The sequence below is a fragment of the Streptococcus suis genome (assembly GCA_022354845.1).
GTDB lineage: Bacteria > Bacillota > Bacilli > Lactobacillales > Streptococcaceae > Streptococcus > Streptococcus suis_AA.
The window spans coordinates 1,319,349-1,342,657 of sequence record CP031970.1; the positions used below are offsets into that span (position 1 = coordinate 1,319,349).

General features: G+C 39.6%; 26 protein-coding genes and 1 pseudogene. 6 read left to right on the forward strand and 21 right to left on the reverse strand.

Translation table 11 applies throughout. The features are described from left to right. Positions 1-5: 5 nt before the first annotated feature. From D2A30_06920 to D2A30_06965, 10 genes are all read right to left on the reverse strand, one after another. Positions 6-1,664: a PAS domain-containing sensor histidine kinase gene (locus tag D2A30_06920; GenBank protein ID ULL21322.1), complete on the reverse strand. Its 1,659-nt coding sequence runs from the start codon at positions 1,662-1,664 to the stop codon at positions 6-8. Further along, positions 1,657-2,334, reverse strand: coding sequence for a DNA-binding response regulator (locus D2A30_06925; protein ULL21323.1), 678 nt, complete (start codon positions 2,332-2,334; stop codon positions 1,657-1,659). Before D2A30_06925 ends, D2A30_06920 begins: the two co-directional genes overlap by 8 nt. Before the next feature lie 5 nt (positions 2,335-2,339). Next, on the reverse strand, positions 2,340-2,981 hold the full coding sequence (gene phoU / locus D2A30_06930; GenBank protein ULL21324.1) for a phosphate transport system regulatory protein PhoU: 642 nt from the start codon (positions 2,979-2,981) through the stop codon (positions 2,340-2,342). Then, a complete protein-coding gene (gene pstB, locus D2A30_06935; GenBank protein ULL21325.1) occupies positions 2,981-3,730 on the reverse strand; it encodes a phosphate ABC transporter ATP-binding protein in 750 nt (249 codons plus the stop codon). Before pstB ends, phoU begins: the two co-directional genes overlap by 1 nt. After that, complete coding sequence (pstA, locus tag D2A30_06940) at positions 3,723-4,574, reverse strand: phosphate ABC transporter permease PstA (protein ULL21326.1); 852 nt, start codon at positions 4,572-4,574, stop codon at positions 3,723-3,725. The genes pstB and pstA overlap by 8 nt, the downstream gene beginning before the upstream one ends. Before the next feature lie 3 nt (positions 4,575-4,577). Next, entirely contained in the window at positions 4,578-5,426 is an 849-nt protein-coding gene (pstC, locus tag D2A30_06945; GenBank protein ID ULL21327.1) for a phosphate ABC transporter permease subunit PstC, read from the reverse strand. Between the two features lie 10 nt (positions 5,427-5,436). After that, a complete protein-coding gene (locus tag D2A30_06950) occupies positions 5,437-6,318 on the reverse strand; it encodes an extracellular solute-binding protein (protein ULL21328.1) in 882 nt (293 codons plus the stop codon). Positions 6,319-6,471: 153 nt separating this feature from the next. Then, positions 6,472-7,188, reverse strand: coding sequence for an acetolactate decarboxylase (gene budA / locus D2A30_06955; protein ULL21329.1), 717 nt, complete (start codon positions 7,186-7,188; stop codon positions 6,472-6,474). A gap of 3 nt (positions 7,189-7,191) precedes the next feature. Further along, complete coding sequence (locus D2A30_06960) at positions 7,192-8,421, reverse strand: hypothetical protein (GenBank protein ULL21330.1); 1,230 nt, start codon at positions 8,419-8,421, stop codon at positions 7,192-7,194. Then, positions 8,411-9,577: an AI-2E family transporter gene (locus tag D2A30_06965; GenBank protein ID ULL22009.1), complete on the reverse strand. Its 1,167-nt coding sequence runs from the start codon at positions 9,575-9,577 to the stop codon at positions 8,411-8,413. The genes D2A30_06960 and D2A30_06965 overlap by 11 nt, the downstream gene beginning before the upstream one ends. A 135-nt stretch (positions 9,578-9,712) precedes the next feature. On the opposite strand from D2A30_06965, the gene D2A30_06970 reads away from it, so the two are divergent. Then, entirely contained in the window at positions 9,713-10,714 is a 1,002-nt protein-coding gene (locus D2A30_06970; GenBank protein ID ULL21331.1) for a lactonase family protein, read from the forward strand. Positions 10,715-10,780: 66 nt separating this feature from the next. Further along, positions 10,781-10,966 carry a hypothetical protein gene (locus D2A30_06975; GenBank protein ULL21332.1) on the forward strand — a complete coding sequence of 62 codons (186 nt, stop codon included), beginning with the start codon at positions 10,781-10,783 and terminating at the stop codon, positions 10,964-10,966. On the opposite strand, the gene D2A30_06980 is transcribed toward D2A30_06975, so the two are convergent. Together D2A30_06980 and D2A30_06985 are read right to left on the reverse strand one after the other, a co-directional pair. Continuing rightward, complete coding sequence (locus D2A30_06980) at positions 10,950-11,648, reverse strand: haloacid dehalogenase (GenBank protein ID ULL21333.1); 699 nt, start codon at positions 11,646-11,648, stop codon at positions 10,950-10,952. The genes D2A30_06975 and D2A30_06980 overlap by 17 nt on opposite strands. 425 nt (positions 11,649-12,073) lie before the next feature. Beyond that, complete coding sequence (locus D2A30_06985) at positions 12,074-13,381, reverse strand: phosphopyruvate hydratase (protein ID ULL21334.1); 1,308 nt, start codon at positions 13,379-13,381, stop codon at positions 12,074-12,076. Between the two features lie 148 nt (positions 13,382-13,529). Here D2A30_06985 and D2A30_06990 point away from each other — a divergent pair, with 148 nt between their 5' ends. After that, the gene (locus D2A30_06990) at positions 13,530-13,982 is read left to right on the forward strand and encodes a DUF1694 domain-containing protein (protein ID ULL22010.1); all 453 of its coding nucleotides are present in this window, start codon (positions 13,530-13,532) and stop codon (positions 13,980-13,982) included. Between the two features lie 226 nt (positions 13,983-14,208). Here the strand turns inward: D2A30_06990 and D2A30_06995 are convergent, their stop codons facing one another. Further along, complete coding sequence (locus D2A30_06995) at positions 14,209-15,336, reverse strand: glycerate kinase (GenBank protein ULL21335.1); 1,128 nt, start codon at positions 15,334-15,336, stop codon at positions 14,209-14,211. 109 nt (positions 15,337-15,445) lie between these two features. On the opposite strand from D2A30_06995, the gene D2A30_07000 reads away from it, so the two are divergent. After that, entirely contained in the window at positions 15,446-16,090 is a 645-nt protein-coding gene (locus D2A30_07000) for an HAD family hydrolase (GenBank protein ULL21336.1), read from the forward strand. Between the two features lie 199 nt (positions 16,091-16,289). Further along, positions 16,290-16,469: pseudogene (locus D2A30_07005) on the forward strand (hypothetical protein). A gap of 32 nt (positions 16,470-16,501) precedes the next feature. Here the strand turns inward: D2A30_07005 and D2A30_07010 are convergent. After that, complete coding sequence (locus tag D2A30_07010) at positions 16,502-16,600, reverse strand: hypothetical protein (GenBank protein ID ULL22011.1); 99 nt, start codon at positions 16,598-16,600, stop codon at positions 16,502-16,504. On the opposite strand from D2A30_07010, the gene D2A30_07015 reads away from it, so the two are divergent. Then, complete coding sequence (locus D2A30_07015; protein ULL21337.1) at positions 16,570-16,776, forward strand: hypothetical protein; 207 nt, start codon at positions 16,570-16,572, stop codon at positions 16,774-16,776. The two genes, D2A30_07010 and D2A30_07015, sit on opposite strands and share 31 nt — an antisense overlap. 547 nt (positions 16,777-17,323) lie before the next feature. Here the strand turns inward: D2A30_07015 and D2A30_07020 are convergent. From D2A30_07020 to D2A30_07050, 7 genes are all read right to left on the reverse strand, one after another. Then, positions 17,324-18,034 carry an ABC transporter ATP-binding protein gene (locus D2A30_07020; protein ULL21338.1) on the reverse strand — a complete coding sequence of 237 codons (711 nt, stop codon included), beginning with the start codon at positions 18,032-18,034 and terminating at the stop codon, positions 17,324-17,326. Further along, positions 18,034-18,798 (reverse strand): ABC transporter ATP-binding protein, encoded by a 765-nt coding sequence (locus D2A30_07025; GenBank protein ID ULL21339.1) that lies wholly within the window; start codon positions 18,796-18,798, stop codon positions 18,034-18,036. Before D2A30_07025 ends, D2A30_07020 begins: the two co-directional genes overlap by 1 nt. Further along, positions 18,798-19,745, reverse strand: a complete 948-nt coding sequence (locus tag D2A30_07030) for a branched-chain amino acid ABC transporter permease (protein ID ULL21340.1) — start codon at positions 19,743-19,745, stop codon at positions 18,798-18,800. The genes D2A30_07025 and D2A30_07030 overlap by 1 nt, the downstream gene beginning before the upstream one ends. Before the next feature lie 2 nt (positions 19,746-19,747). Next, entirely contained in the window at positions 19,748-20,635 is an 888-nt protein-coding gene (locus D2A30_07035) for a branched-chain amino acid ABC transporter permease (GenBank protein ID ULL21341.1), read from the reverse strand. Between the two features lie 280 nt (positions 20,636-20,915). Then, entirely contained in the window at positions 20,916-22,085 is a 1,170-nt protein-coding gene (locus D2A30_07040) for a branched-chain amino acid ABC transporter substrate-binding protein (GenBank protein ID ULL21342.1), read from the reverse strand. A 165-nt stretch (positions 22,086-22,250) separates the two neighbouring features. Next, entirely contained in the window at positions 22,251-22,538 is a 288-nt protein-coding gene (locus tag D2A30_07045; protein ULL21343.1) for a DUF2129 domain-containing protein, read from the reverse strand. A 116-nt stretch (positions 22,539-22,654) separates the two neighbouring features. Then, on the reverse strand, positions 22,655-23,245 hold the full coding sequence (locus tag D2A30_07050; GenBank protein ID ULL21344.1) for an ATP-dependent Clp protease proteolytic subunit: 591 nt from the start codon (positions 23,243-23,245) through the stop codon (positions 22,655-22,657). Between the last annotated feature and the right edge of the window lie 64 nt (positions 23,246-23,309).

Here is a 23,309-nt window from a genome sequence, read left to right on the forward strand (position 1 = left end):
TTTCTTTACCCATTTTTTGGAAAGTGAACAGTCATTGTGGTGCCTTGACCTAGTTGACTAGATACTTGGACACTTGCACCGTGAACCTGTAAGGCATGTTTCACTATTGAAAGTCCAAGGCCTGTCCCCCCCACTTGTTTTGAACGACTTTTGTCCACACGATAAAAACGTTCAAAAATACGTTCCTGATCAGCTTTCGAAATACCAATGCCGGTATCTCGAACCTCTAGGTTAATGTGTTCTTGATCTTGATATAGATCAATTGTGACCTGACCACCATCTCTATTATATTTGATGGCATTGTCACATAAATTATACACAATGGATTGTAAGAGAGCGGGATTGCCTGTAATATCAACCTCATCCCCATTAAATTGAATTGAGATCCCTCGCTGATCTGCTTTTTCTTGTAGGCTAGCAACCACCTGTTGGATGACTCCTTTAAAGTGGATTGGCTCTTTACTGATTGTCCGCCCCTCGTCTAGTTGCGTCAATTGAAGAATATCTTCAACCAATTGGATCATCCGCTGTGACTCTTGATATATTTTTTCAGAAAATAATTGTATATTTTCAGGAGAAACCACATTGGCCCTGAGAATTTCAGAATAGCCTGATAAAATATGCAAAGGCGTCCGCAATTCGTGTGATACTGTTGCTGTGAATTCTCTCCGTAACTTATCAAGATAATATTGTTCTGTCACATCAAAAAATAGAAAAACTGCTCCAGATTGGAGTTTGTCTGTCCAAATAGGTCTAGCAATAACCTTGTACTGACTATCTTTTATTTCACAAATGGACTCCACTTTTTGCCCATTCAAAACGGTATCCATCAGACTTTTCAGGCCAAGATTCCGTTGAAAGAAAGGCAAGGATTGGCCAAAATCATCAGATTGAAAATCTAGTAGTTGGCTGGCTGCTCCATTGTAACTAACCAAATGCCCCTTGGCATCCACAATAACCATTCCTTCTTTTATCTTGGAGATAATTGTGTCAAACTCATCTTGCTTTTGTTGCAATAAGGTTTCTTTTTCAGCAAGTTGTGATTGATGGTAATCCAGACGCTTCAGCAAAGGGTGGAGTTCCGCGTAGACTTCATTGTCTAATGGTTTATCCAAATCTATTGCTTCTAAAGGTGCAAGTAATTTTTTTGAGGTTAATCTTGCTAGGAGGATTGCTGCAAAAACAGAAATCAAGAATAGTAGACTAACCCATGGTGCTAAATTCCATAATAAAACAACAATCGTTTTCTGTGCGATAGCTAAGCGAATCACTGTGCCATCATTTAAGCGTTGAGAAGTATAGAGCAATCGCTGGGTTAAAGTGGCTGATTGTCGAATACTCTCACCATAACCAGTTTCGAGTGCTTCCACCACTTCTTCACGATTGCTGTGGTTGTCTAATTGTTTGACATCTTTTTCAGAATCATAGAGCACTTGACCATCATGTGCAATCCAGGTAACACGCAAATCTTGCAAATCAATTTGATCCAGATAGGTCTGTCCATCCTCCTCAACTGCTTGTGCAATGAGACTGGTTTGGAGCCTTAATTGATCTAACTGTGAATTTGTAAAGTAGTGATATAAATAGCCTAAGATAAGGATAATGGTACCTAAGAAGATGGACATCGAAGACAGCAAAACTGTTCGAAAAATTTTCTTAGTCATCCTCTTCCTCCAGTTGGTAACCAACACCTCTAACAGTTTTTATGTAACCACCTGCACTCCCCAGTTTCTGACGTAAGGTTCCAACATGCACATCAACTGTACGGGTTTCACCGAGAAAGTCCTGTCCCCAAACCCTGTCCAATAATTCTTGACGACTAAATACTTTCTGGGGTGCTTTTAGGAGCATATGGAGCAATTCAAACTCCTTCAATGTCAGTTCAACTTTCCGTTTTCTAACCGATACTTTATGTCGCTCTACATCCATCTGAATATCGCCAAAGTAACAAAGATCCAATGGTTGATTTCGCTGACTTCTCCGTAAAACAGCCTTAATACGTGAAATCATTTCCATCATTCCAAAGGGTTTGACCAGGTAATCATCAGCACCAAGATCCAGACTTTGAACCTTGTCGATTTCCGTTCCTCTAGCTGTTGCCATCACAACAGGGAGATCGCGTGTGTAGGACTGACTTCTTAGTTCCTGTAAAATGGAAATTCCATCCTGTCCTGGCATCATTACATCTAATAAAACCAAGTCTGGTAATTCTTGTTCAATGGCTGGCCAAAAGGCTTCAGCGTCAGCAAAACCTCTAGCCTCAAAACCAGCGGTCTTGAGGCTATAGATCATTAATTCACGAATGGCATCATCATCTTCAACACAGTAGATCATTTATTTTACCCTTCTAATTGACCTGTGATAGCGTAACGAACCCATTTAGCAATATTTACAGCGTGATCTCCAATGCGTTCTAGATACTTAGCAATCATCAACAAGTCAATGGCCTGGTCCCCATTTGCAGAATGGTTCCCTAAATAATTGGCTAGTTTCTCTTTTATTGTACCAAAATATTGGTCAACTGTATCGTCTTTTTCAATCACTTCATGTGCTAAACGATCACTTTCCTTTACAAAGGCATCCAAACTACCAACAACCATCTGGGTAACCTGCTCTGCCATTTTTTTAACCAAAGGAATTTCATCCACCAAATCAATCGTGTTACGGCTGATTAAATCCGCAATTTCAGAGGATTGAGCTCCGATCCGTTTCATATCATACACCATTTTTAGGGCTGAGGAAACAGTTCGTAGGTCTCTAGCAACTGGCTGTTGGCACAAGAGCAATTTGATACAGCGTGCTTCAATATCTCGCTCTAATTCCTCAATTTGCAGGTAGGTTTGTTGAATACGCTCTTGATCGAGACTTTCAGGACCATTGAGCCCTTCGAGTGAACAATTGATAATCTCTTCGCAGAGGGCCCCCATAAAGACCATATCTTTTTGCAAATCTTCTAACTGACTTTCGAATCGTGACCGCATTAGCCAAACCTCCCTGTAATGTAATCTTCTGTACGTGGATCTTCAGGCATACTGAAGAGAGTGCTGGTTTTATTGGATTCCACAACTTCTCCCAACAAGAAGAAAGCTGTTTGGTCTGAAACCCTCAAAGCCTGCTGCATGTTGTGTGTCACCATGATAATGGTATAATCTTTTTTTAATTCCAGCACCAATTCCTCAATTTTAGCTGTGGAAATTGGGTCAAGAGCACTTGTTGGTTCATCCATCAACAAAACTTCTGGCTCAATAGCAAGCGCACGCGCAATGCAGAGACGTTGCTGCTGGCCACCAGACAAACCTAAAGCCGACTTGTTAAGACGATCTTTTACCTCATCCCAGATAGCTGCTTGACGCAATGATTTTTCAACAATTTTATCCAACTCTAATTTATTGTGAATTCCGTGAGTTCGAGGACCGTAAGCCACGTTATCATAAATGCTCATCGGGAAAGGATTTGGTTTCTGGAAAACCATTCCCACTTTTTTACGAAGTACTGTTGTTTTCATGTCTGTATAAATATCTTTCTGGTCCAATAATACTTTACCAGTGATACGGCAATTTTTCACTAAATCGTTCATCCGGTTCAGGCTTTTCAAGAGGGTTGACTTACCACAACCAGATGGGCCAATGAAGGCAGTGATTTGATTACTTGGAATATCCAAGTTGATATTTTTCAAGGCTTGAAATTCTCCATAGTACAGATCAAAGTCCTGAATGCTAAATTTACTCATGCTTATTTCTTCCTAATTTATTTGCAATCCATTCGGATAAAAGGTTCATCACGATAACGAGAATCAAGAGAATAACTGCTGTAGCGTAGGTTTGATTGACATAAATACCTTCGCCAGAAATCAAGTACATATGTACAGCCAATGTTCGTCCTGAACTTGTTAAACTCTTGGCAACCTCCGCCACTGTGCCTGCAGTGAAGATAAGAGCTGCAGACTCACCAATCACACGCCCCAAAGCCAAAACAACACCTGAAAAGATACCAGGCAAGGCTGATGGTAGAACAACTTGAAAAATTGTACGTAACTTTCCAGCTCCGAGTGCGAAACTACCTTCACGATACCCATCTTCAACTGATAATAAAGCTTCTTCTGTTGTACGCATTATCAAAGGTAAAATCATAATACTTAACGTCGCTGCACCAGCAATAATCGATAATCCTAGATTTAAAAATTTTACAAAGAAGAGCGCTCCAAACAATCCATAAATAACAGAGGGGATTCCGGATAAGGTTTCTGTTGCCAGCCGAACAACTGTGACAAGTGGATTACCTGACTTAGCATATTCCGTTAGGTAAACAGAAGCACCGATACCAATTGGTAGGGCAATCAACAAGGCTAAAATAGCCATCAAAATCGTATTTAGTAAGGCTGGTAACATTGAAACATTTTCACTATTATAGGTCCAGGAAAATAATTCTGGTCTAAGAAAAGGAATCCCTTTCAGTAAAATATAGCCCACAATAAATACGGTTGCTAATCCAGCAAGGCTAGCAGATAGATAGACTACCAGTCTCAAAAAGAGCGACAAGCGGTCATCACTATCTTGTTTCTTAAAAAATGACACTACTTAGTCCTCCTTTTTATATAAGAGATAGAAAGCCAAATTGATGATTAAAATAAATACAAACAAGATGACTGCTGTACCAATCAAGGCTTCACGATGTAAATCAGTTGAATATCCCATTTCCATTACAATGTTTGTTGTTAATGTCCGTACACCTGATGTAATGGAAGTTGGAATCAACGCTTGGTTACCGGCTACCATAATGACAGCCATTGTTTCCCCCATAGCACGACCTAAACCTAAAATGACGCTGGCTAAAATACCTCTACGTGCTGCTGGTAGAACGACGAAAAAAATACTCTGTTCATGCGATGCACCTAAAGCAAGCCCACCTTGATAATAAGATTCTGGAACAGCACGTAACGATGCTTCGGATACACTGATAATTGTTGGCAAAATCATGATTCCCAAGAGAATTGATGCCGTCAACACTCCCATACCATGCCCACCAACATTATTCCGAACAAATGGCACTAAAACTACCAAACCGAAGAATCCATATACAACTGAGGGAATTCCTGCCATCAAGCTAACTGCTCGTTTAAAAATGGGATACCATTTTTCCTTACAAAAGAAAGCAAGAAAGAGTGATGTTAAGATACCAATTGGAACCCCAATCACTAAGGCACCAAAAGTAACATAAACAGACCCAATAATCATTGGCAAAATACCAAAAATTTGATTAGAAGGTCTCCACTCTAGACCAAATAGAAAATTGCCCCATCCAATTTCTTGAATAGCTGGTAAACCTGCTGAAAATAGAAAGGCACAAATAAAAATAACTGATAAAACGGAAATGCAGGCAGCCAGAAAAAAGACTGCTTGCATACCGGTTTCTCTGAATTGACGCATGAAACTCCCCTTAGTTTGAAGTAAAGTCTGACCACTTAGTTTTTTTACCAGTAAAGATGTCCTGTACTTCTTGACTTGTTAATCCATTAATTGGATTATCCTTGTTCACAATCACTGCGATACCATCGATAGCAATCGCTGTTCCTGATACACCAGCTGATGTTTCAGAATCTTTTAATTCACGTGAAGCCATACCGATGTCTGCACTACCTTCGATAGCGTTTGTAACACCTGTCGATGAATCACTTTGCTGAACTTCAACAGTTACACCAGCATTAACTTTTTGATATGCTTCTTTCAGTTTTTCCATCACTGGGTTGACTGAACTTGAACCTGAAACTGTTACCTTACCAGAAGTAACACTTGCTTGGTAGGATCCTTTTGCATCAACTGGAATATAGCCAGTTTTCTCGACCACTGCTTGACCTTCTGTACTTAAAATGAAATTGATAAAGTCTTGAGCTGTTTCTGAGACACTTGCCTGTGTAACAATATTGAAAGGACGGGCAATTTTGTATTCACCAGATTTGATGGTATCAACACTTGCATCAACGCCATCAATCTCAAGTGTTTTACTATTTCCATCCAAGGCACCGAGTGAAACATAACCAATTGCAGTATTGTCCCCAGCTACAGTTTGTAACATAACAGCTGTTGAATTTGTTACAATAGCTTGATTTGTTGTGTTATCAACTTTTTCACCATTTGCATCCTTGGCTTCTACTCCAAACAATTCAATAAAGGCACCGCGAGTTCCTGAACCTTCTTCACGAGAAACTACCGTGATTGGTTGATCAGATGTATCAGTTGAAGATTGTCCACAAGCAGCAAGAAGACCCAAACTAGCCAAACCTACTGCAGCAATTTTTGCAAAACGAAATGTGTGTTTCATAGATAACTCCTTTTCTTTATGAATACATTTTACAAATTCTTTATCAAATATATTGCCTATTTTTTGTAAAGTTTTTGTAAAATTGCAAGAAAATATAAAAAAGAGAGTAGTTCCAATAAGAAACTTCTCTCTTTTTAGGCTCGATTGCTAGATCTATTCAGCTTTATCTATATCTTCTCTGACTTCCTTAGCGTTGAACTTAGCGAAAAGATACTGGCGATCTTGAACAGGGAAACGTTGGTCTAGTTGATCTACTGGCCCCACTTCCACCATTCCTTCTGAGATAACATAGTCCATAACATGACCACCGAAGGCCAAATCATCCGAAATAAAATGCAAATGATAGCCAGCCACACTGACCCCGTGAAAAATTTCTGGTGTCCAAATACCAACAATGGTGCCTGAAATATTCTCAGCGGTATACTCAGGCTGACGACTTGCCACTTCCGCAAAACGGACATCAGAAGCCGATTTTGGAATCATGCGCACGTGCATATGCGAAAACGTCCCTTTTATTTTGATGGAACGAAAGAGATTTTCACCATCATAATATGACTCAATCCGCTGATGCAATTCATCGCTAGTCATTTCAAAGCGTTGTTTGAAAATGACTTCTGCTTCGTGAAAAATAACCGCCGCATAGGGAACTTTCATATCAGCAGGAACTTCAACCACTTCTGGTTTTTCCCCTGCTCCTTTGGCCTGATAGGCCTTTCCATCTAAAACAATCAGCTCTCCATCAATGGAATCCAGGGTTCCCAACCCCAAATCACCATGTTCCAACAATTCACCAACCGTTAAAGAACCGCCATACAGCCCCGCCATCAAGGCACCTAAGGTATTGTATTGAAATAATCGATTTAATTGCATAACCTACTCTTCATTCAAATATTCTTGCATGGCCAAATCATCCGGAACCAATTGGGTATAACGACTAGCTTGCTCTTTTGCCTCATCCAAACGACCAAGTTGGCGCAACACTTCTATATAATCAGCCAAAAATTCTGGGTTTCCAACTAGATCAAGTGCCAATTCATCATACAATTGAATAGCCGCATCTTCCTGCTCCAATGCCTGATAGGCTTTTGCAATATTCCATCGAGCCAAGACATTCTCAACCTCTTCATCAAATAAAGCCACAACCTCTTGAAATCGTTCCTGCTCAAGATACAAATTAGACAAGCGCAAAGCGAGCTCATTCCCATCGTCTGCCACCTCTTTTGCTCGGAGCAAATAGTCTTCTGCTCTCGCCTCATCATGTAATTCATAGGCATACTGAGAAGCTTGAAGTAAGAGATTGGCATCAAAATCATTTTTCGCCAGGCCTTTTTCCGTCATAGCCAAGGCTTCATCAATCTTATGCTCGGCATGAAGCGACTGAGCATAGGCATACTCGTAGCCATCAAAATCAGGATTAATCGTATCCAGTTGCTTAAAGTAGAGATTTGCCTTCTGGTATTCTTCACTTTCAAATAGCAGAGCAGCCAATTCGAAAACAGTTTGATCATCGTATTCCAACTCAACAGCTTTTTCCAAAAATTCAATTGCCACTTCAAATTTCCCTAAACTTGCATAGGCAATACCAATTCGCTGATAGGTAGAAACTCCAGTTAGTTCATAGATGTCACGATTGTCTAGTTGTGCAAAATAAGAAATGGCCTCGTCAAACAATTCCAATTCCATATCCAATTCAGCCAATCCAAAAAGAATAACCGGCTCATCGGACAAGTAACTTGCTTCCAACATTTTTTCACGCGCAACATCAGATAATCCCTCAGCCTGATACAAATCAGCCTTGACCAACAAAGCCTCCACATAAACAGGACTATCCACTGGAATTTCCTCCAAATAGGCAAAGGCTTCTTCGACCAAACCGTCTTCAAAGGCAATTTGAGCCAAATTCAGGCCAACTTCAGGGAAATCATCTTTCACTTGAGCATAGATTTGACTAGCCTGTGGGAAAAAACCAATTCCCTCTAAATATTCCGCTAGAGACAATAAAGTCTCAACATCATCTTCAGCCAATGCTCGTTTAAAATACTTATTGGCTTTCTCTAAATCCTGCTGACTGATACAAGCCACCATTTTTTCACTATTGTTCATTCTTTACCTCATTAGATTCCTCATAATATAAAGCACTATTTTCTTTGTACCATTCAAAAATTGCTTTCACCAAAACCTTGATAGAAGCATAAATTGGAATCCCTAAAAGCACCCCAAGTACACCATACATTTGGCCTGCAGTCAGGAGTACAAACAAGATCGTAATTGGATGAATATTGAGCGAGCTACCTATTATCAAAGGCGTTACAAAACGACCTTCAATGGTTTGTTCTATCATAAAAACAATCAATACTTTTAGCAACATAAATGGACCAGCAATTAACCCCAAAATCACTGCTGGAATCATTGCCAAAAATGAACCTAGGTAGGGAATCAAATTTAAAAATCCGGCCATCACTCCTAAAGTCACAGAATAGTTTAGACCAATAATTGAAAATAAAGTAGAGAACATAAATGCTACGATTACTGCAACAGTTACCTGACCACGAACATAATTTGATAACTGACTGTTCACATCTGACAAAACTGTTCCAATAGGCACCCTCCACTTAGTCGGTAAATATTGGGTAATATGTTTATTCAAGTATTGTCCATCCCGTAAAAGGTAAAAGAGTATAAAAGGCATGATAAGAACAGCAACAACAATCTGAGAGGCAGTCGAAATCAAATTACTTGCCCAGTTAACAGCACTGGAAGAAAATTTCTGCGCAAAAGTGATTATCTGGTCATTAACTTTGTCAAGCATTTCCAATGCGGTTGGTCTAAATTGTTCAAATCGCTCGTCTTCTAACAATCCTGTAATCCGACTTTCAATTTTTTGAATATTGGATGGTAGATTTTGAACAAAAGAGCTTGCTTGCTCTTGGATACTTGGAATTGCAACAGCTAGCCCCCAGACAATTAGTAAGACAATAAGAACGAATAAAATTGAAATACCAACTGTTCGAGAAACCTTGTGTCTCTCCATCCAGTCAACCATTGGATTTAGCAGGTAATACAAAAGACCAGTTAAAATCATTGGTAAAAGAAGTATTTCCAAAAAACTTCCAACAGGTTTGAATAAAAAGCTAATTTTACTAAATACAAGGATTGTTAAGAAAGACAGTAAAGTGATTAACAATATAGTGACACCCTGATTATTTAGAAACCAACGAAAAAACCAGCTCAGATTAAATTTTTGATTTTTATCTTCCAACTTGCCCACCCCTATTCTTTTTTTACTATTGTATCATGTAGAAAAGAATTTTGTCATTATCAACTACAGAATTTATGCGACTTTATCAGAAAAAAGTGGTATAATTCTATCAATCATTTCCAAAAGGAGAAGTCCATGACAATCTATTTCGGTACCTATACCAAACGCGAATCAAAAGGAATCTATAAAGCACAATTTGACGCAACATCAGGTCAACTTAGCAATTTAGAATTGGTTGCGGAAGAACCAAATCCCACCTATCTAGCTTTTGACCAAGCTGGTCATCTCTACTCAGTAGGGTCTGAAAATGGCCAAGGTGGTGTCGCTGCCTTTTCTGCTGACTTTACTCCACTAAATCATGTGGTAGCTGAAGGTGCACCACTTTGCTATGTTTCCGTTGATGAAAAAAAAGACCTGGTCTTTGGTTCAAATTACCACAAAGGGCAATTGCTGGTCTACAAGCGTTTGACAGATGGTTCTCTTGAACTTGCAGATATTGCTCAGCACGAGGGCTCTGGTCCACATGAAAACCAAGCTTCTGCTCACGTTCATTTCTCTGATTTAACACCAGATAAATTTCTAGTGGCCTGTGATTTGGGATGTGACCAAGTGGTTACATATAAAGTGGACAATCAAGGAAAATTAGAAAAAGTAGCAACTTATCAAGCTACACCGGGTAGCGGACCACGCCATATCGTTTTCCATCCAACTGCAAAAATTGCCTACCTCATCTGTGAACTGAACTCTACTATTGAAGTACTCATCTATGATGGCTGGGGTCAATTTGAACTGATGCAAACCATCTCAACCCTTCCAGAGGACCACACTGGTTTCAATGGTACTGCTGCTATTCGTATCACGAAAGATGGTCAATTTGTCTATGGTTCAAACCGTGGGAACGACTCTATCGCAATATACAAAACCCTCGGCGACGCTAGCTTAGAGTTGGTTGAAATCGTTCCGACTAATGGTAAAACTCCTCGTGACTTCACACTTAGTCCTGATGAAAATCACTTAATTGTCGTTCATCAAGATTCTGACAATGCGACAGTCTTTGCGAGAGATACAGAGAGCGGTCGTTTAACAGAACTATATCATGATTTCTACGTTCCTGAAGCTGTTTGCGTCACATTTTAATTAGACTTATTAATTGTGAAATTGAGACCATTTTGGTTTAATAGTTCCATAGGAGGTGAATTCAACATGAATCCAGTTGATCTTTTCAACCAAGTAAAAGAATTAATCGCAAACAAAGATTTTGAAGGTGCAAAACAATTTATCGAAGACAATAAAGACCAATTCGGTGACTATCTGGAACAAGCAAAAGACTTGTTATCAGGTTCGGAAGGTGTTAACGGTCTTTTAGATAAAGTTAAAGGCTTGTTCTAATACATGTAAAAACTAGGCTGAGAATGTTCAGTCTAGTTTTCTTTTTTTTTTTGAAAATAGTCGTAAGTTCTTGGATTGAATGCAGTTGCCAGTCACTCTTCCACTCCATATCCTCAACAGCAAATCTTCCCATTCCTGTCAATATGCGAACAGCCCTTATACCTAGCGATTTAGCTGGTACAATGTCATTATCGTACCTATCCCCAACATAGATAATTCTAATTGCTGTGGTGTTTGCTTTTTGCAAGGCAAGTTTGAAAATAGTCGAATCTGGCTTAGATAGTCCAACTTCTTCAGAGAGAGAGAGGATAATAAGTTGAAAGTAAGACTCAACTCCCCATTCCTCCAACAAAGCCCTTACTGTAGCAGATTGATTTGCAATTATCCCCAATTGATAGTTTTGTGATAACTTGTCTAGAGCATCTATTGTTTCAGGATACAGGCTCACACCCTCATTTGTCCATAGAGGACGTGGCTCGGTCGGTGCAAAATATTGCCAAGTTGCACGAATTGGGTCCATCGACTTATGAGCATACTCCACCATTTTCTTTTTATAAGAATCTGATGAAACCTCTATATCCAGAGACTCTAACTTCTTCACACACTTGTCCATATGATAACCATAAGCAGCCTCTTCATCTAAAAGCGTCGAACCCAAATCAAAAAATATCGACTCTATCATCCCATTCTCCATCACTTTTCAACATGAGAATACTTAAATTGATCAGTCTTTTTAGAATATCATTTCATCAATTTAAAGACAAAGAAAACTCCCTAGGAAAAACCAAGAGAACCATATTATAACCCTCACTAGGCGAGCTCGGCGATAAAACAGTCTCCCAGACATTGTAAAACAAGTCCGAATATTTTCGGACTTGTTTTAACTATAACCCTCGCTATTCTAGCTCGGGGATAAAACAGTCTCCCAGACATTGTAAAACAAGTCCGAATATTTTCGGACTTGTTCTAACTATAACCCTCGTTATACTAACTCGGGGATAAATTAGTACGCTGTACTGCGAAAAACAAGTCTGGTTTTTTCCAGACTTGTTCTTATTATAACCCTCGCTATTCTAGCTCGGGGATAAAACAGTCTCCCAGACTGTTTTATTTTCTAAGGTTGTAGAATGAGTTCAAGCCTTTGTAGACTGCAACTTCACCAAGTTGATCTTCAATACGAAGCAATTGGTTGTATTTAGCAATACGGTCTGTACGTGACAATGAACCTGTTTTGATTTGGCCAGCGTTAGTTGCAACTGCGATGTCAGCGATTGTTGAATCTTCAGTTTCACCTGAACGGTGTGATACAACGGCAGTGTAACCAGCTTCTTTAGCCATTTCGATAGCTTCAAATGTTTCAGTAAGAGTACCGATTTGGTTAACTTTGATAAGGATTGAGTTAGCAGCACCTTCTTTAATACCACGTGCAAGGTAGTCAGTGTTTGTTACGAAGAAGTCGTCACCAACCAATTGAACGCGTTTGCCAAGGCGCTCAGTAAGAGCTTTCCAGCCATCCCAGTCGTTTTCATCCATACCATCTTCGATAGTGATGATTGGGTATTTGTTAACCAATTCTTCAAGGTAGTCGATTTGTTCTGCAGATGTACGAACAGCAGCGCCTTCACCTTCGAATTTAGTGTAATCGTAAACTTTACGTTCTTTGTCGAAGAATTCAGATGATGCACAGTCGAAACCGATCATAATGCCGTTTTCGCCAGCTTCGTAACCAGCAGCTTCGATAGCTTCGATGATTGTTTCAACGCCATCTTCAGTACCTTCAAATTTAGGAGCGAAACCACCTTCGTCACCAACAGCTGTTACCAAACCACGAGCTTTCAAGATTTTTTTCAAAGCGTGGAATACTTCAGCACCCCAACGAAGACCTTCTTTGAATGATGGAGCACCAACTGGTACAATCATGAATTCTTGGAAAGCGATTGGAGCGTCAGAGTGAGAACCACCGTTGATGATGTTCATCATTGGAGTTGGCAATACTTTAGTGTTGAATCCGCCAAGGTAAGTGTAAAGTGGCACTTCAAGGTAGTCAGCAGCAGCACGCGCAACAGCGATAGAAACACCGAGGATTGCGTTTGCACCCAATTTACCTTTGTTAGGAGTGCCGTCAAGAGCGATCATAGCGCGGTCGATAGCTTGTTGATCACAAACGTCGAAATCGATGATAGCGTCAGCAATCACGTTGTTCACGTTGTCAACAGCTTTTTGAGTACCAAGACCAAGGTAACGTGATTTGTCACCGTCGCGAAGCTCAACTGCTTCGTGCTCACCAGTAGAAGCTCCTGAAGGAACCATACCACGTCCGAAAGCACCTGATTCAGTACGAACTTCAACTTCAAGTGTAGGGTTACCGCGTGAGTCAAGGACTTCGCGAGCGTAAACATCAGTAATAAATGGCATTATATTACTCTCCTTTGAGTTTAAAATTGTTACATTGCTATCATACCCTAAAATACGTTATTTTTCAAGAAAAAGTCGGTATTTTACAGAAAGAAGTAATGTAAACGTCTTCCTTTTTTCTTACAAAGTTTTATGTTATACTAATATTATGAATAACGATATAAATACAAGTATTTTAAGAAAGGCTTCCGGGGAAACTCGTCTAAATCCGGATGAACAACGTCTGTACATGGGAACCTACCGGGAGCGGGTTGTTCTCCTACTTTCTTTTGACGAATTGGCAAAGGAACAGGTCTCTCAAGACTTCAATCAGATTTGCCAAAAATTAGTTAGTAACTACCAACCGCTCTTTCTTAAACTATCCCCCTCTCTATCGGATAAGCAACAGATTTCGCTGATGAAAGTGGCACAAACTCACAGCATTACTTCAGCTATTATTGACGAGAAAGTTGGTCAATCACCATATGCTTTGATTTTTCATACTGACCATGCTGTAGATAGAGAAGATGTTACCTTAGAATCAGTATTTCCAAATATTTTCTTAATAGAAGATAAAAAGGAAGATACAAAACCTTCCTTCTGGAAAAAATTATTTGGATAAACTGATTTATCAATGAACAAAAATAAGTACAAGACAAATAATCATACTTAATAAACACAGAATTCCTTGTAATCTGCCTATATCATTTTTTCATTGAAAAAGAAAATAGAATCATTTCCTTTCAATACATTCGATTCTGTCCCTCTTTCATTCTTAGAAAGACTTACAAGGGTTTGCAGCTTTGCCAGACAAATTAGAATAAATAAGATAGTTGCCATTGATTTCATCAATTCCATCTTACAGTTCCTCCTAATTGAATGACTCTTGCCACCTGTTCTGCTGTACGGATCAGGTTTTTTTCTGCATTTTTGAGCGTGTGTTCTAAACTGTCAACACTTGCAATGATAGGAAATGCGGCGCAGATATTTTCAAAAGGAAAATCAGGTAGGTCATCTTTGAGACTGCCACATATCGCAATGATAGGAACTCCATCTGGTGTTCGTCGAGCCACTCCTATCGGAGTTTTCCCTGCTAGACTCTGGATATCCATCCGACCCTCACCCACAATAACAAGATCAGCCTCAGCAACTCGGTGATCAAAATTCAATTGATTCATGACAAAATCTACACCCTTTTGGATATGTGCACCAGCAAAATGGACCAATCCAGCAGCCATACCTCCACCAGCACCTGCTCCACTTACAGCAAGTATTTCGGGATTCACATTATTATAAAACCCAGCCATTTCTTCATCAATACGTTCAAACTCTTCAGGCGCTAGACCTTTCTGACCCGCAAAAACATAAGTTGCACCCAAAGGCCCACAAAGTGGATTATTCACATCCGTAACCAAGTCAATCCTAACTTGGGATAAGTCCACCAACATTTCGTCTGTTGAATAGCGTACTATCTTTCCCAAATGAGCACCATTAGCCTCGACCTCATCTCCTTCACAGTCATAAAATCTAACACCCAGACCTGATGCCATACCAATGCCACCATCATGACTAGCAGATCCGCCAACACCAATTAAAATTCTCTGAGCTCCATTTTGCACAAGTTCAACGATTAGCTCTCCAATTCCTTCTGTTTTGAGCAAAAGCGGATTTCTTTTTTCGTGTGGAATACTGCCAAGGCCAACTATTGCAGCCATTTCAAACACTGCAAGGTCATCTTTCATCGCATAGGTAACCTTGACTTTGTCTCCAAATGGACCAGTAACATAGGTATGTTTCACTTCCAGCGATAAGGCATCTGTCAAACTCTCAACAGTACCTTCCCCACCATCACCCAAGGGAAGTAAGTCATAGCTTGCATGAGGATAAACCTTTGAAAATCCAAGTTTAATCGCTTCAGCGACCTGTGCTGCTGAAAGAGATTCTTTAAACGAATCTGGCGCTATGAGAATATGCATAGTGGACCAACCTCCTTTTTATTATTAGTATACCATTCCCAAAAGAAGCTTTCAATAATTCCTATCAGATTTTAAAAGAGTATGATATACTGAAAGAAAGGAGGCAACTATGTATCAAACTATATTATTTGATTTAGATGGAACATTAACAGATTCTGGTCAAGGTATTTTAAATTCCGTTGCATTTGCACTCAAAAAAATGGGGATTGAAGAAACGAAGCCAGATCATTTGAGACGGTTCATCGGACCGCCACTCTATGAATCTTTTTCACAGTTCTATCAATTGAATCCAGAAGAAACACAGGCTGCAGTCAATGCTTTTCGCATCTATTTTAAAGAAAAGGGAATGTTTGAAAATCAACTTTATCCTGGAATTGTTCTACTTCTTGAAAAGTTAAAGTCTGCCGGCAAAACCCTTGCGATTGCTACTTCGAAACCCGAATTATTCGCAAAACAAATCCTTAAACATTTTGAAATTGATCATTTTTTTGATGTGATTGCGGGAGCAAGTCTGGACAATAGTCGTATCAGTAAGGCAGATGTGATTGCATATGCGCTGAAACAATTAGGCAATTTTCCTCAACCTGCAGTCATGGTCGGTGACAGAGAGCATGATATAGAAGGTGCTCACATGAACCAACTTCCTGCAATCGGAGTTCTTTACGGCTATGGAAATACTGAAGAGTTTGAAAAAGCAGGTGCAACTTGTATTGTAAAGAATGTAGCTGAACTGAGTGATTTTCTTCTAAGTTAATACACTTACCAAAATTTTTATATTTTTCCATGCACAGTTGTCATAAAAATTCAGTAGTTATTTTTTGTCAATAGATATTGTTTAAGGGAATTGGTATCAAATGCATAAATCATAACATTAAATATTCTTACAATGGAGAATTACCAAACACTCTCAAAAACAACGATGGGAGTGGGAAAGAACTCGACCGGTCTAAAAAGAGTTCGTCAACAAGTCTTTATTTCAAGTTGTTGAGCTGAAACAGTCTATTCCCAGACTTCAATTTATGTGAGCTGACTGCCGTCAGCTTATATCTCCCACTTTAAAAGGTCTCCCAGACCTTTTAAACTCCCACCCCCGCATAGCTCCAAAGGTTCGGGGAACCTTTGGAGGCTGGAGATATAGCGAACAAAGTTCGCATCAGTCGTTAAGTCAGAGTAGTGACTGTTGGAGGTTGGAAATGGAGCGAACTTTGTTCGCAACAGTCGTAATGGTCAGATTTGGAGTGTGAAACACGAACAAATCTGCCAATCAACCACTGCGCTGAGATGTTGGCACAAACTCTGAGAAGCGAGGCTGGACTTTCTGCCCAGCCTCAAGCAATACTTACCCAAAAAGCATTCTACTACATAATGTTAAACAACCACTTAAAAACAATTTTAAAAATGTTTTCGAGTGGTTGTTTCTTTATGATAAAAGAAAAATAAAAATATACTCTCCTTTGAATCGCGACAATTTCCTATTATTTCGTTGTTTGTTTTCAAAACATGATACTTGACTGTGTTGAGAGCGAAATCGTTGACTGATTACAGCTTCGAAAGACTTTATCTTTTCCTATTTCCAACCTAAAAAGGTCCACCGGACCTTGATATATAGAAAAACGCCTGTCGGCGTTTCTCATTTCCTACCTAAAACAACCCGTCAGGGTTGGGGGACAAAGAAAAAGCCCCTAAAGACTTTTTTTTCTATTTCCAACCTAAAAAGGTCCCCCGAACCTTGATATATAGAAAAACGCCTGCCGGCGTTTCTCATTTCCTACCTAAAACAACCCGTCAGGGTTGGGGGACAAACCAGCAACATGCATTGCTGGTTTTCCTATCTCCAACCTAAAAAGGTCCCCGGACCTTGATATAAAGAAAAACGCCTGCCGGCGTTTCTCATTTCCAACCTAAAAAGGTCCCCCGGACCTTGATATAAAGAAAAACGCCTGCCGGCGTTTCTCATTTCCAACCTAAAAAGGTCCCCCGGACCTTTTTAGCCACCCAGATATGCTTTTTTGACTTCTTCTGAGGCGAGGAGTTCTTTTCCTGTTCCTGAGAGGGCGACTTTTCCTGTTTCGAGGACGTAGCCGCGGTCAGCGATGGCGAGGGCTTTGTTGGCATTTTGTTCAATCAAGAGGACGGTTGTGCCTTGCTTTTGAATATCTTGGATAATATCAAAAATTTCTTGGATGAAGATTGGTGCTAGTCCCATTGAAGGTTCATCAAGGAGCAAGAGTTTTGGTTGGCTCATGAGAGCACGTCCCATTGCTAACATCTGTTGTTCACCACCTGAAAGGGTAGCAGCATCCTGATTTTTTCGTTCTTCCAAGCGTGGGAAACGAGCAAATATTTTCTTCAAGTTTGCTTGGTACTCTTCACGATTATTGCGTAGGAAGGCACCCATCTCCAAGTTTTCCATAACGGTCAAACCTGCAAAAACATGACGACCTTCTGGAACTTGTGATAAACCATCTGCTACAATTTTACGGGCTGGAACTTTTTGAATCTCATTTCCAAGGAAAGAAATCGTTCCTGAAGATGGACGAACAAGTCCAGATATCGTACGAAGGATAGAGGTTTTACCTGCACCATTGGCACCAATCAAGGTAACGACCTCTCCTTCGTTTACTTCAAATGATACATTCTTTACCGCCTCAATGACGCCATAATGTACCGATAAATTTTCAACTTTTAACATTGACATTAGGCTTCACCTCCGAGGTATGCTTCAATGACACGTTTGTTGCTACGAATTTCTGCAGGAGTTCCATGCGCGATTAAACGGCCATATTCCAATACATAAATTCGCTCTGTAACTTCCATAACCAGACTCATATCATGTTCAATCAACATGATTGTGATGTTAAATTCTTCCTTGATTTTACGGATGAGTTGGGTCAATTCTGCTGTTTCTTGTGGGTTCATACCAGCTGCAGGTTCATCCAAGAAAAGAATTTTTGGTTCAGTCGCAAGAGCACGAACGATTTCCAAACGACGTTGTTGACCGTATGGAAGGTTTTTAGCTAGAGTATCTACATCGCCATCCAAATCAAAAATTTTCAAAAGTTCGATCGCTTTTGTTTTCAAGGATTCTTCATTCTTATAGAACGCTGGAAGACGGAAAAAACTTGCAAAAACTTCTGCTTTCCCATGGTTGCCAAGACCAATCAAAACATTTTCTAAAACGGTCATGTTTTTGAAGAGTCGGATATTTTGGAATGTCCGACCAAGACCAAGTGAGGCGATTTTTGATGGCGCTTTACCATTTAAAAGTGTACCAGCAAGAGTGATAGTACCTTCGCTCGGTTCATAAACTCCAGTTAAAAGGTTAAAAAGCGTTGTTTTGCCAGCACCGTTAGGACCGATAAGCCCAACCAATTCTCCTTCATGGAGCTCCATGGTTACATCACCAACAGCAGTTAGTCCACCGAAGTTCTTGGTTAAATCTTTTACTTCAAGTAATACCATTACTTAACCTCCTTCTTCTTGAGTAGAGCTGCTACGCTAAATTCTTTGGTTCCTAAAAGACCACCAGGACGGAAGATCATCAAAAGAATCAGTGCCAATGAGTAAATGATCATTGAAATATCTGAATACCTCTTCAAGAAGACGTTCAAGACACCAAGTACAATAGCTGCCACAAAGGTACCAGTGATTGAACCCAAACCACCTAATACAATGATAATCAAAATATTCACTGAAGTCATGAAGGCAAAGTCTTTAGGAACAATTGTTCCAACATAACCTGCATGGAGACCACCTGCAATGGCTGCTGTCATGGCACCGAAGACAAAGGCTAAAACCTTAACAAATGTCGGATTAACACCGACAGACTCAGCTGCAATTTCATCCTCACGAACTGAAATCGTTGCTCTTCCCATTGGGCTACGTAAGAAGTTTACTGTTACCAAGGTTGTGATAATAACAAAAATATAAACTAAAGGCCAGCTTGTAAAGAGTGGAATAGACATGATACCAGCTGCACCGTTGGTAAGACTTCCACCATTGATAATCAAAATACGAATGATTTCAGCAACACCAAGAGTCGCAATTGCAAGATAGTCACCCTTTAAGCGCAAGGTTGGGATACCAACCAACAAAGCAACTGCACCTGAAATCAACATTCCAACAATCAACGCAACAGCAAATCCACCGTAGGATGGCATCATTTTACCAATAATCCCGACAGAATATGCTCCAATAGCCATAAAACCAGCATGACCTAGAGAAAATTGACCAGAGAAACCAACAATCAAGTTTAAACCGACAGCCAAGATAATTTGAATACCGATTTGTTGAACAATTTGGATATAGTAGATGTTTAAAATCCCTGCTGCAACAAGACCTTGAATCAGACCAAAACCAGCTAATAAGATAGCCAACCAAATCGCATTAACTTTTAAATTTTGCTTCATGGTTACACCTTCTCTTTCACATTCTTACCAAGGATACCACTCGGACGTACCAAGAGGATGATAATAAGAACAGCGTACACGATTGCATCACGGAATGTATCTAAACTTATCACATAGGTGAAGGTTTCAATAATACCGATAACAAATCCACCAAGAGCCGCACCTGGAATAATACCAATACCACCTAATACCGCAGCAACAAAGGCTTTCAAACCTGGTGTCATCCCCATCAAAGGCTCGATTTGGTTGTAATAAAGGCCTAAAAGAACACCGGCTGCACCAGCAAGTGCTGATCCAAGAGCAAAAGTAAAGCTGATCGTACGGTTTACGTTAATCCCCATCAACTGCGCTGCATCACTATCAACTGAAACCGCACGCATGGCTTTCCCCATTTTTGTACGCTTCACGATTAATTGCAGAGCAATCATCAAGAACAATGAGACACCAAGAATAATCAACTGAATATTGGTTACAGAAACTGGACCCAAGTGGAAGGTTACTGCTTCAATTGCTTGTGGGAATGCTTTTACGTCAGCCGAAAAGAACTTAATCATAGTGTATTCCAAGAAGAAAGAAACTCCGATAGCTGTAATCAAGGCTGCAATACGTGTTGAATTTCGCAAAGGACGATAGGCCAAAAACTCTAGTACAACACCGAGAATAGCTGTCCCTACCATTGCCAGAATAAGTGCAATAAAGAAACGAGTTCCTCCATCCCCAATAAACGTTAAATTATTTAATAGAAAATACCCCATAAACGCACCCATCATGTATAGGTCACCGTGGGCAAAGTTAATGAGTTTGATGATTCCGTACACCATGGTATACCCAAGGGCTAATAGTGCGTAAACAGAACCAAGAATCAAACCATTGACAAGTTGTTGAAGCATAGGTTCACCAATCTTTCTAAATATTTTTCAAGCTCAGTAAGCATTATTACATTATACAAAATTTTCTGAAAACAATCAAGTTCGATTGCCACTCATCAGCCACAAAAAGGGTAAAATCAATCTGAGCTAATCAAACAGTTATGTCCACTCAAAAGTCTGCATTGTTTCCTTAAAATTCGTATGATCAATTTGTACAAACAGAAGAATAAACACTTTTTAAGCGATGTAGCAAAGATAACATAATTTGAAAAAAGAGGGAAATCCCTCTTCTATCTTTTTATTAGTCAACTGAAATTGTATCCACTGAAGATTGCTCACCATTTGTCAAACCAACAACATAAACTGATTTCACAACGTTATGATTCTCATCAATAGACATGGTACCAGTAACACCTTCGAAGTCTTTCAAAGCTGCAAGGTTATCTTTCACAGCTGCTGAATCTTTTGCACCTTTTGCTGCTTCTGCTGCCATATAAACTGAGTCATATGCAAGAGCTGAGAACATTGATGGCTCTTCGTTGTATTCTTTCACATATGCATCGTAGAATGCTTGTGCTTTTTCACTTGCTGATGTTACAAATGCTGAAAGGTAGTAAACGTTTGAAGCTGCTGAAGCAGTTGCCAACTCAGTAAATTGTGGAGAGTCGAAACCGTCTGAACCAAGGATTGGCTGTTCGATACCAAGACTACGTGCTTGTTTCACAATTGTACCAGTTTCATTGTAATAACCAGGCATAATGATAGCATCGAATTCTTTGCCTTTCAATTTTGTCAATGCAGCTTGGAAGTCTTTGTCACCAGAAGCAAATGTAATTTCTGAAACAATTTCTCCTGTGTAAGCTTTCTTGAAGGCCTCAGCTACACCTTTACCGTAATCAGATGAGTTGTCAAAGTAAAGAACAACTTTCTTAGCTGACAAGTTTTCAGTAGCGTACTTAGCCATGATTTCACCTTGGTATCCATCTGTAAAGGTTGTACGGAAGAAATATTCTTGTACCTCACCTTTATCATTTTCAACCAAGTTTGTTTGTGTACCTGAAGGAGAAATCATTGGAACACCTGCTGAAGTCAAAGCTGGAATAGATGCTGCTGAAGCTCCTGATGTTGCAGGGCCAATCACGACGTTTGCACCCTCACTTGCCAAGCTTGTTGCAACCGTTGCAGCTTCAGCAGTTTCAGATTTATTGTCTTTTGTGATAACTTCAATCTTTTTGCCATCAATACCACCAGCAGCATTGATTTCTTTTACTGCAAGGTTGGCACCATTTTCTTCTGTTTGACCATAAGATGAAACAGCACCAGATAACTCTAAGTTATAACCGATTTTAAATGTTTCCCCAACAGTTGAACCAGCTGCGGATGTATTGGTTGTTGAAACATTGCCACAGGCAGCAAGGAGAGCTGCTGAAGCAAATGTAGCGATTGCTACTGCAAATTTTCTTGTTTTCATGAAAATACCTTAAAACTTTCTTAAATTTAACATGTATCTAATATACAGAATTATCTGAAAATTGTCAATACAAATGAACAAAATTTTTAAAAAAATTAAAATTTTAATAATTCTCCAAATAATTCACAAAAAAAAGCCATCATTACTGATGACTCCATATTACCATTATGACGATATGCGGGCTGGCTCTGGCTTATCAATCGATTCACGCCATAGACTCCCTACAAAGTTATGATCCAATTCTTTTATATATGAAGGAACTAATTTTTTAACAAACTTCTCCTTCTTTAGTTTTGTAATGGCCACATCTACTTTATCTTTATCCATATAGACAAGAACATACCGTAAGCGTTTGGAGTGATAGACGATATCTCCGTATTTGTTTAATTTACGGGCATCACGGTTATAATGTAAATATACTGTTAAACTAATCCGATCTTTCTTCTCAAACATGTCAACTCCTCTAAAATTGATTCTTCCTATATTATACCGCTTTCAATTAAAAATGAAAAGCTCCAACAATCAAGTCGATCATCGGAGCATGTAAGAATAATCTTATAGAAACAACATTACTTAGTCTTTGTATCGTACATAATTTGGTCGATAAAGCCGTATGCCAAGGTTTCTTCAGCAGACATCCAATAGTCACGTTCTGCATCCTTATGGATTTGTTTGACTGTCTTACCAGAATTGTCCGCCAAGATTTTTTCTAACTTGTTACGAGTTTTTAAGAGGTGTTCTGCTGCGATTGCCATGTCAGTTTGCTGAGTGCCACCACCAGTGCCTCCCATTGGTTGGTGAATCAGGTATTCTGCATTAGGAAGCATGAAACGTTTGCCTTTTGTACCACTTGAAGCAATGATTGTTCCCATACTTGCTGCAGTACCCATTACAATTGTCTGTACGTCTGCTTTAATGAAGTTCATTGTATCCACGATGGCAAGACCTGCAGAAACAGAACCCCCAGGTGTATTTACATAGAGATAAATATCTTTTGTTGGATCTTGTGCATCTAGGAATAGCAATTGGGCAATAATCGAATTGGCCATATTGTCCTCAACCTGACCTGTCAACATAATGATGCGGTCTTTCAGCAAACGTGAATAAATATCATACGAGCGCTCACCGCGACTAGTTTGTTCAATAACTACTGGAATCATAAATTTACTCCTTTTCGAGATTTTCTTTTCCCATTATATAGGAATAGTCAAAATTGGTCAAATA

Coding starts and splice junctions, on each gene's coding strand:
- D2A30_06920 (ULL21322.1), bottom strand. CDS start 1,664: ATGACTAAGAAAATTTTTCGAACAGTTTTGCTGTCTTCGATGTCCATC.
- D2A30_06950 (ULL21328.1), bottom strand. CDS start 6,318: ATGAAACACACATTTCGTTTTGCAAAAATTGCTGCAGTAGGTTTGGCT.
- D2A30_06960 (ULL21330.1), bottom strand. CDS start 8,421: ATGAACAATAGTGAAAAAATGGTGGCTTGTATCAGTCAGCAGGATTTA.
- D2A30_06980 (ULL21333.1), bottom strand. CDS start 11,648: ATGATAGAGTCGATATTTTTTGATTTGGGTTCGACGCTTTTAGATGAA.
- D2A30_07035 (ULL21341.1), bottom strand. CDS start 20,635: ATGCTTCAACAACTTGTCAATGGTTTGATTCTTGGTTCTGTTTACGCA.
- D2A30_06970 (ULL21331.1), top strand. CDS start 9,713: ATGACAATCTATTTCGGTACCTATACCAAACGCGAATCAAAAGGAATC.
- D2A30_06975 (ULL21332.1), top strand. CDS start 10,781: ATGAATCCAGTTGATCTTTTCAACCAAGTAAAAGAATTAATCGCAAAC.
- D2A30_07000 (ULL21336.1), top strand. CDS start 15,446: ATGTATCAAACTATATTATTTGATTTAGATGGAACATTAACAGATTCT.
- D2A30_07040 (ULL21342.1), bottom strand. CDS start 22,085: ATGAAAACAAGAAAATTTGCAGTAGCAATCGCTACATTTGCTTCAGCA.
- D2A30_06995 (ULL21335.1), bottom strand. CDS start 15,336: ATGCATATTCTCATAGCGCCAGATTCGTTTAAAGAATCTCTTTCAGCA.
- D2A30_07020 (ULL21338.1), bottom strand. CDS start 18,034: ATGTCAATGTTAAAAGTTGAAAATTTATCGGTACATTATGGCGTCATT.
- D2A30_07030 (ULL21340.1), bottom strand. CDS start 19,745: ATGAAGCAAAATTTAAAAGTTAATGCGATTTGGTTGGCTATCTTATTA.
- budA (ULL21329.1), bottom strand. CDS start 7,188: ATGCAATTAAATCGATTATTTCAATACAATACCTTAGGTGCCTTGATG.
- pstC (ULL21327.1), bottom strand. CDS start 5,426: ATGCGTCAATTCAGAGAAACCGGTATGCAAGCAGTCTTTTTTCTGGCT.
- phoU (ULL21324.1), bottom strand. CDS start 2,981: ATGCGGTCACGATTCGAAAGTCAGTTAGAAGATTTGCAAAAAGATATG.
- D2A30_07025 (ULL21339.1), bottom strand. CDS start 18,798: ATGGTATTACTTGAAGTAAAAGATTTAACCAAGAACTTCGGTGGACTA.
- D2A30_07050 (ULL21344.1), bottom strand. CDS start 23,245: ATGATTCCAGTAGTTATTGAACAAACTAGTCGCGGTGAGCGCTCGTAT.
- pstB (ULL21325.1), bottom strand. CDS start 3,730: ATGAGTAAATTTAGCATTCAGGACTTTGATCTGTACTATGGAGAATTT.
- D2A30_07045 (ULL21343.1), bottom strand. CDS start 22,538: ATGTTTGAGAAGAAAGATCGGATTAGTTTAACAGTATATTTACATTAT.
- D2A30_06985 (ULL21334.1), bottom strand. CDS start 13,381: ATGCCATTTATTACTGATGTTTACGCTCGCGAAGTCCTTGACTCACGC.
- D2A30_06990 (ULL22010.1), top strand. CDS start 13,530: ATGAATAACGATATAAATACAAGTATTTTAAGAAAGGCTTCCGGGGAA.
- D2A30_06925 (ULL21323.1), bottom strand. CDS start 2,334: ATGATCTACTGTGTTGAAGATGATGATGCCATTCGTGAATTAATGATC.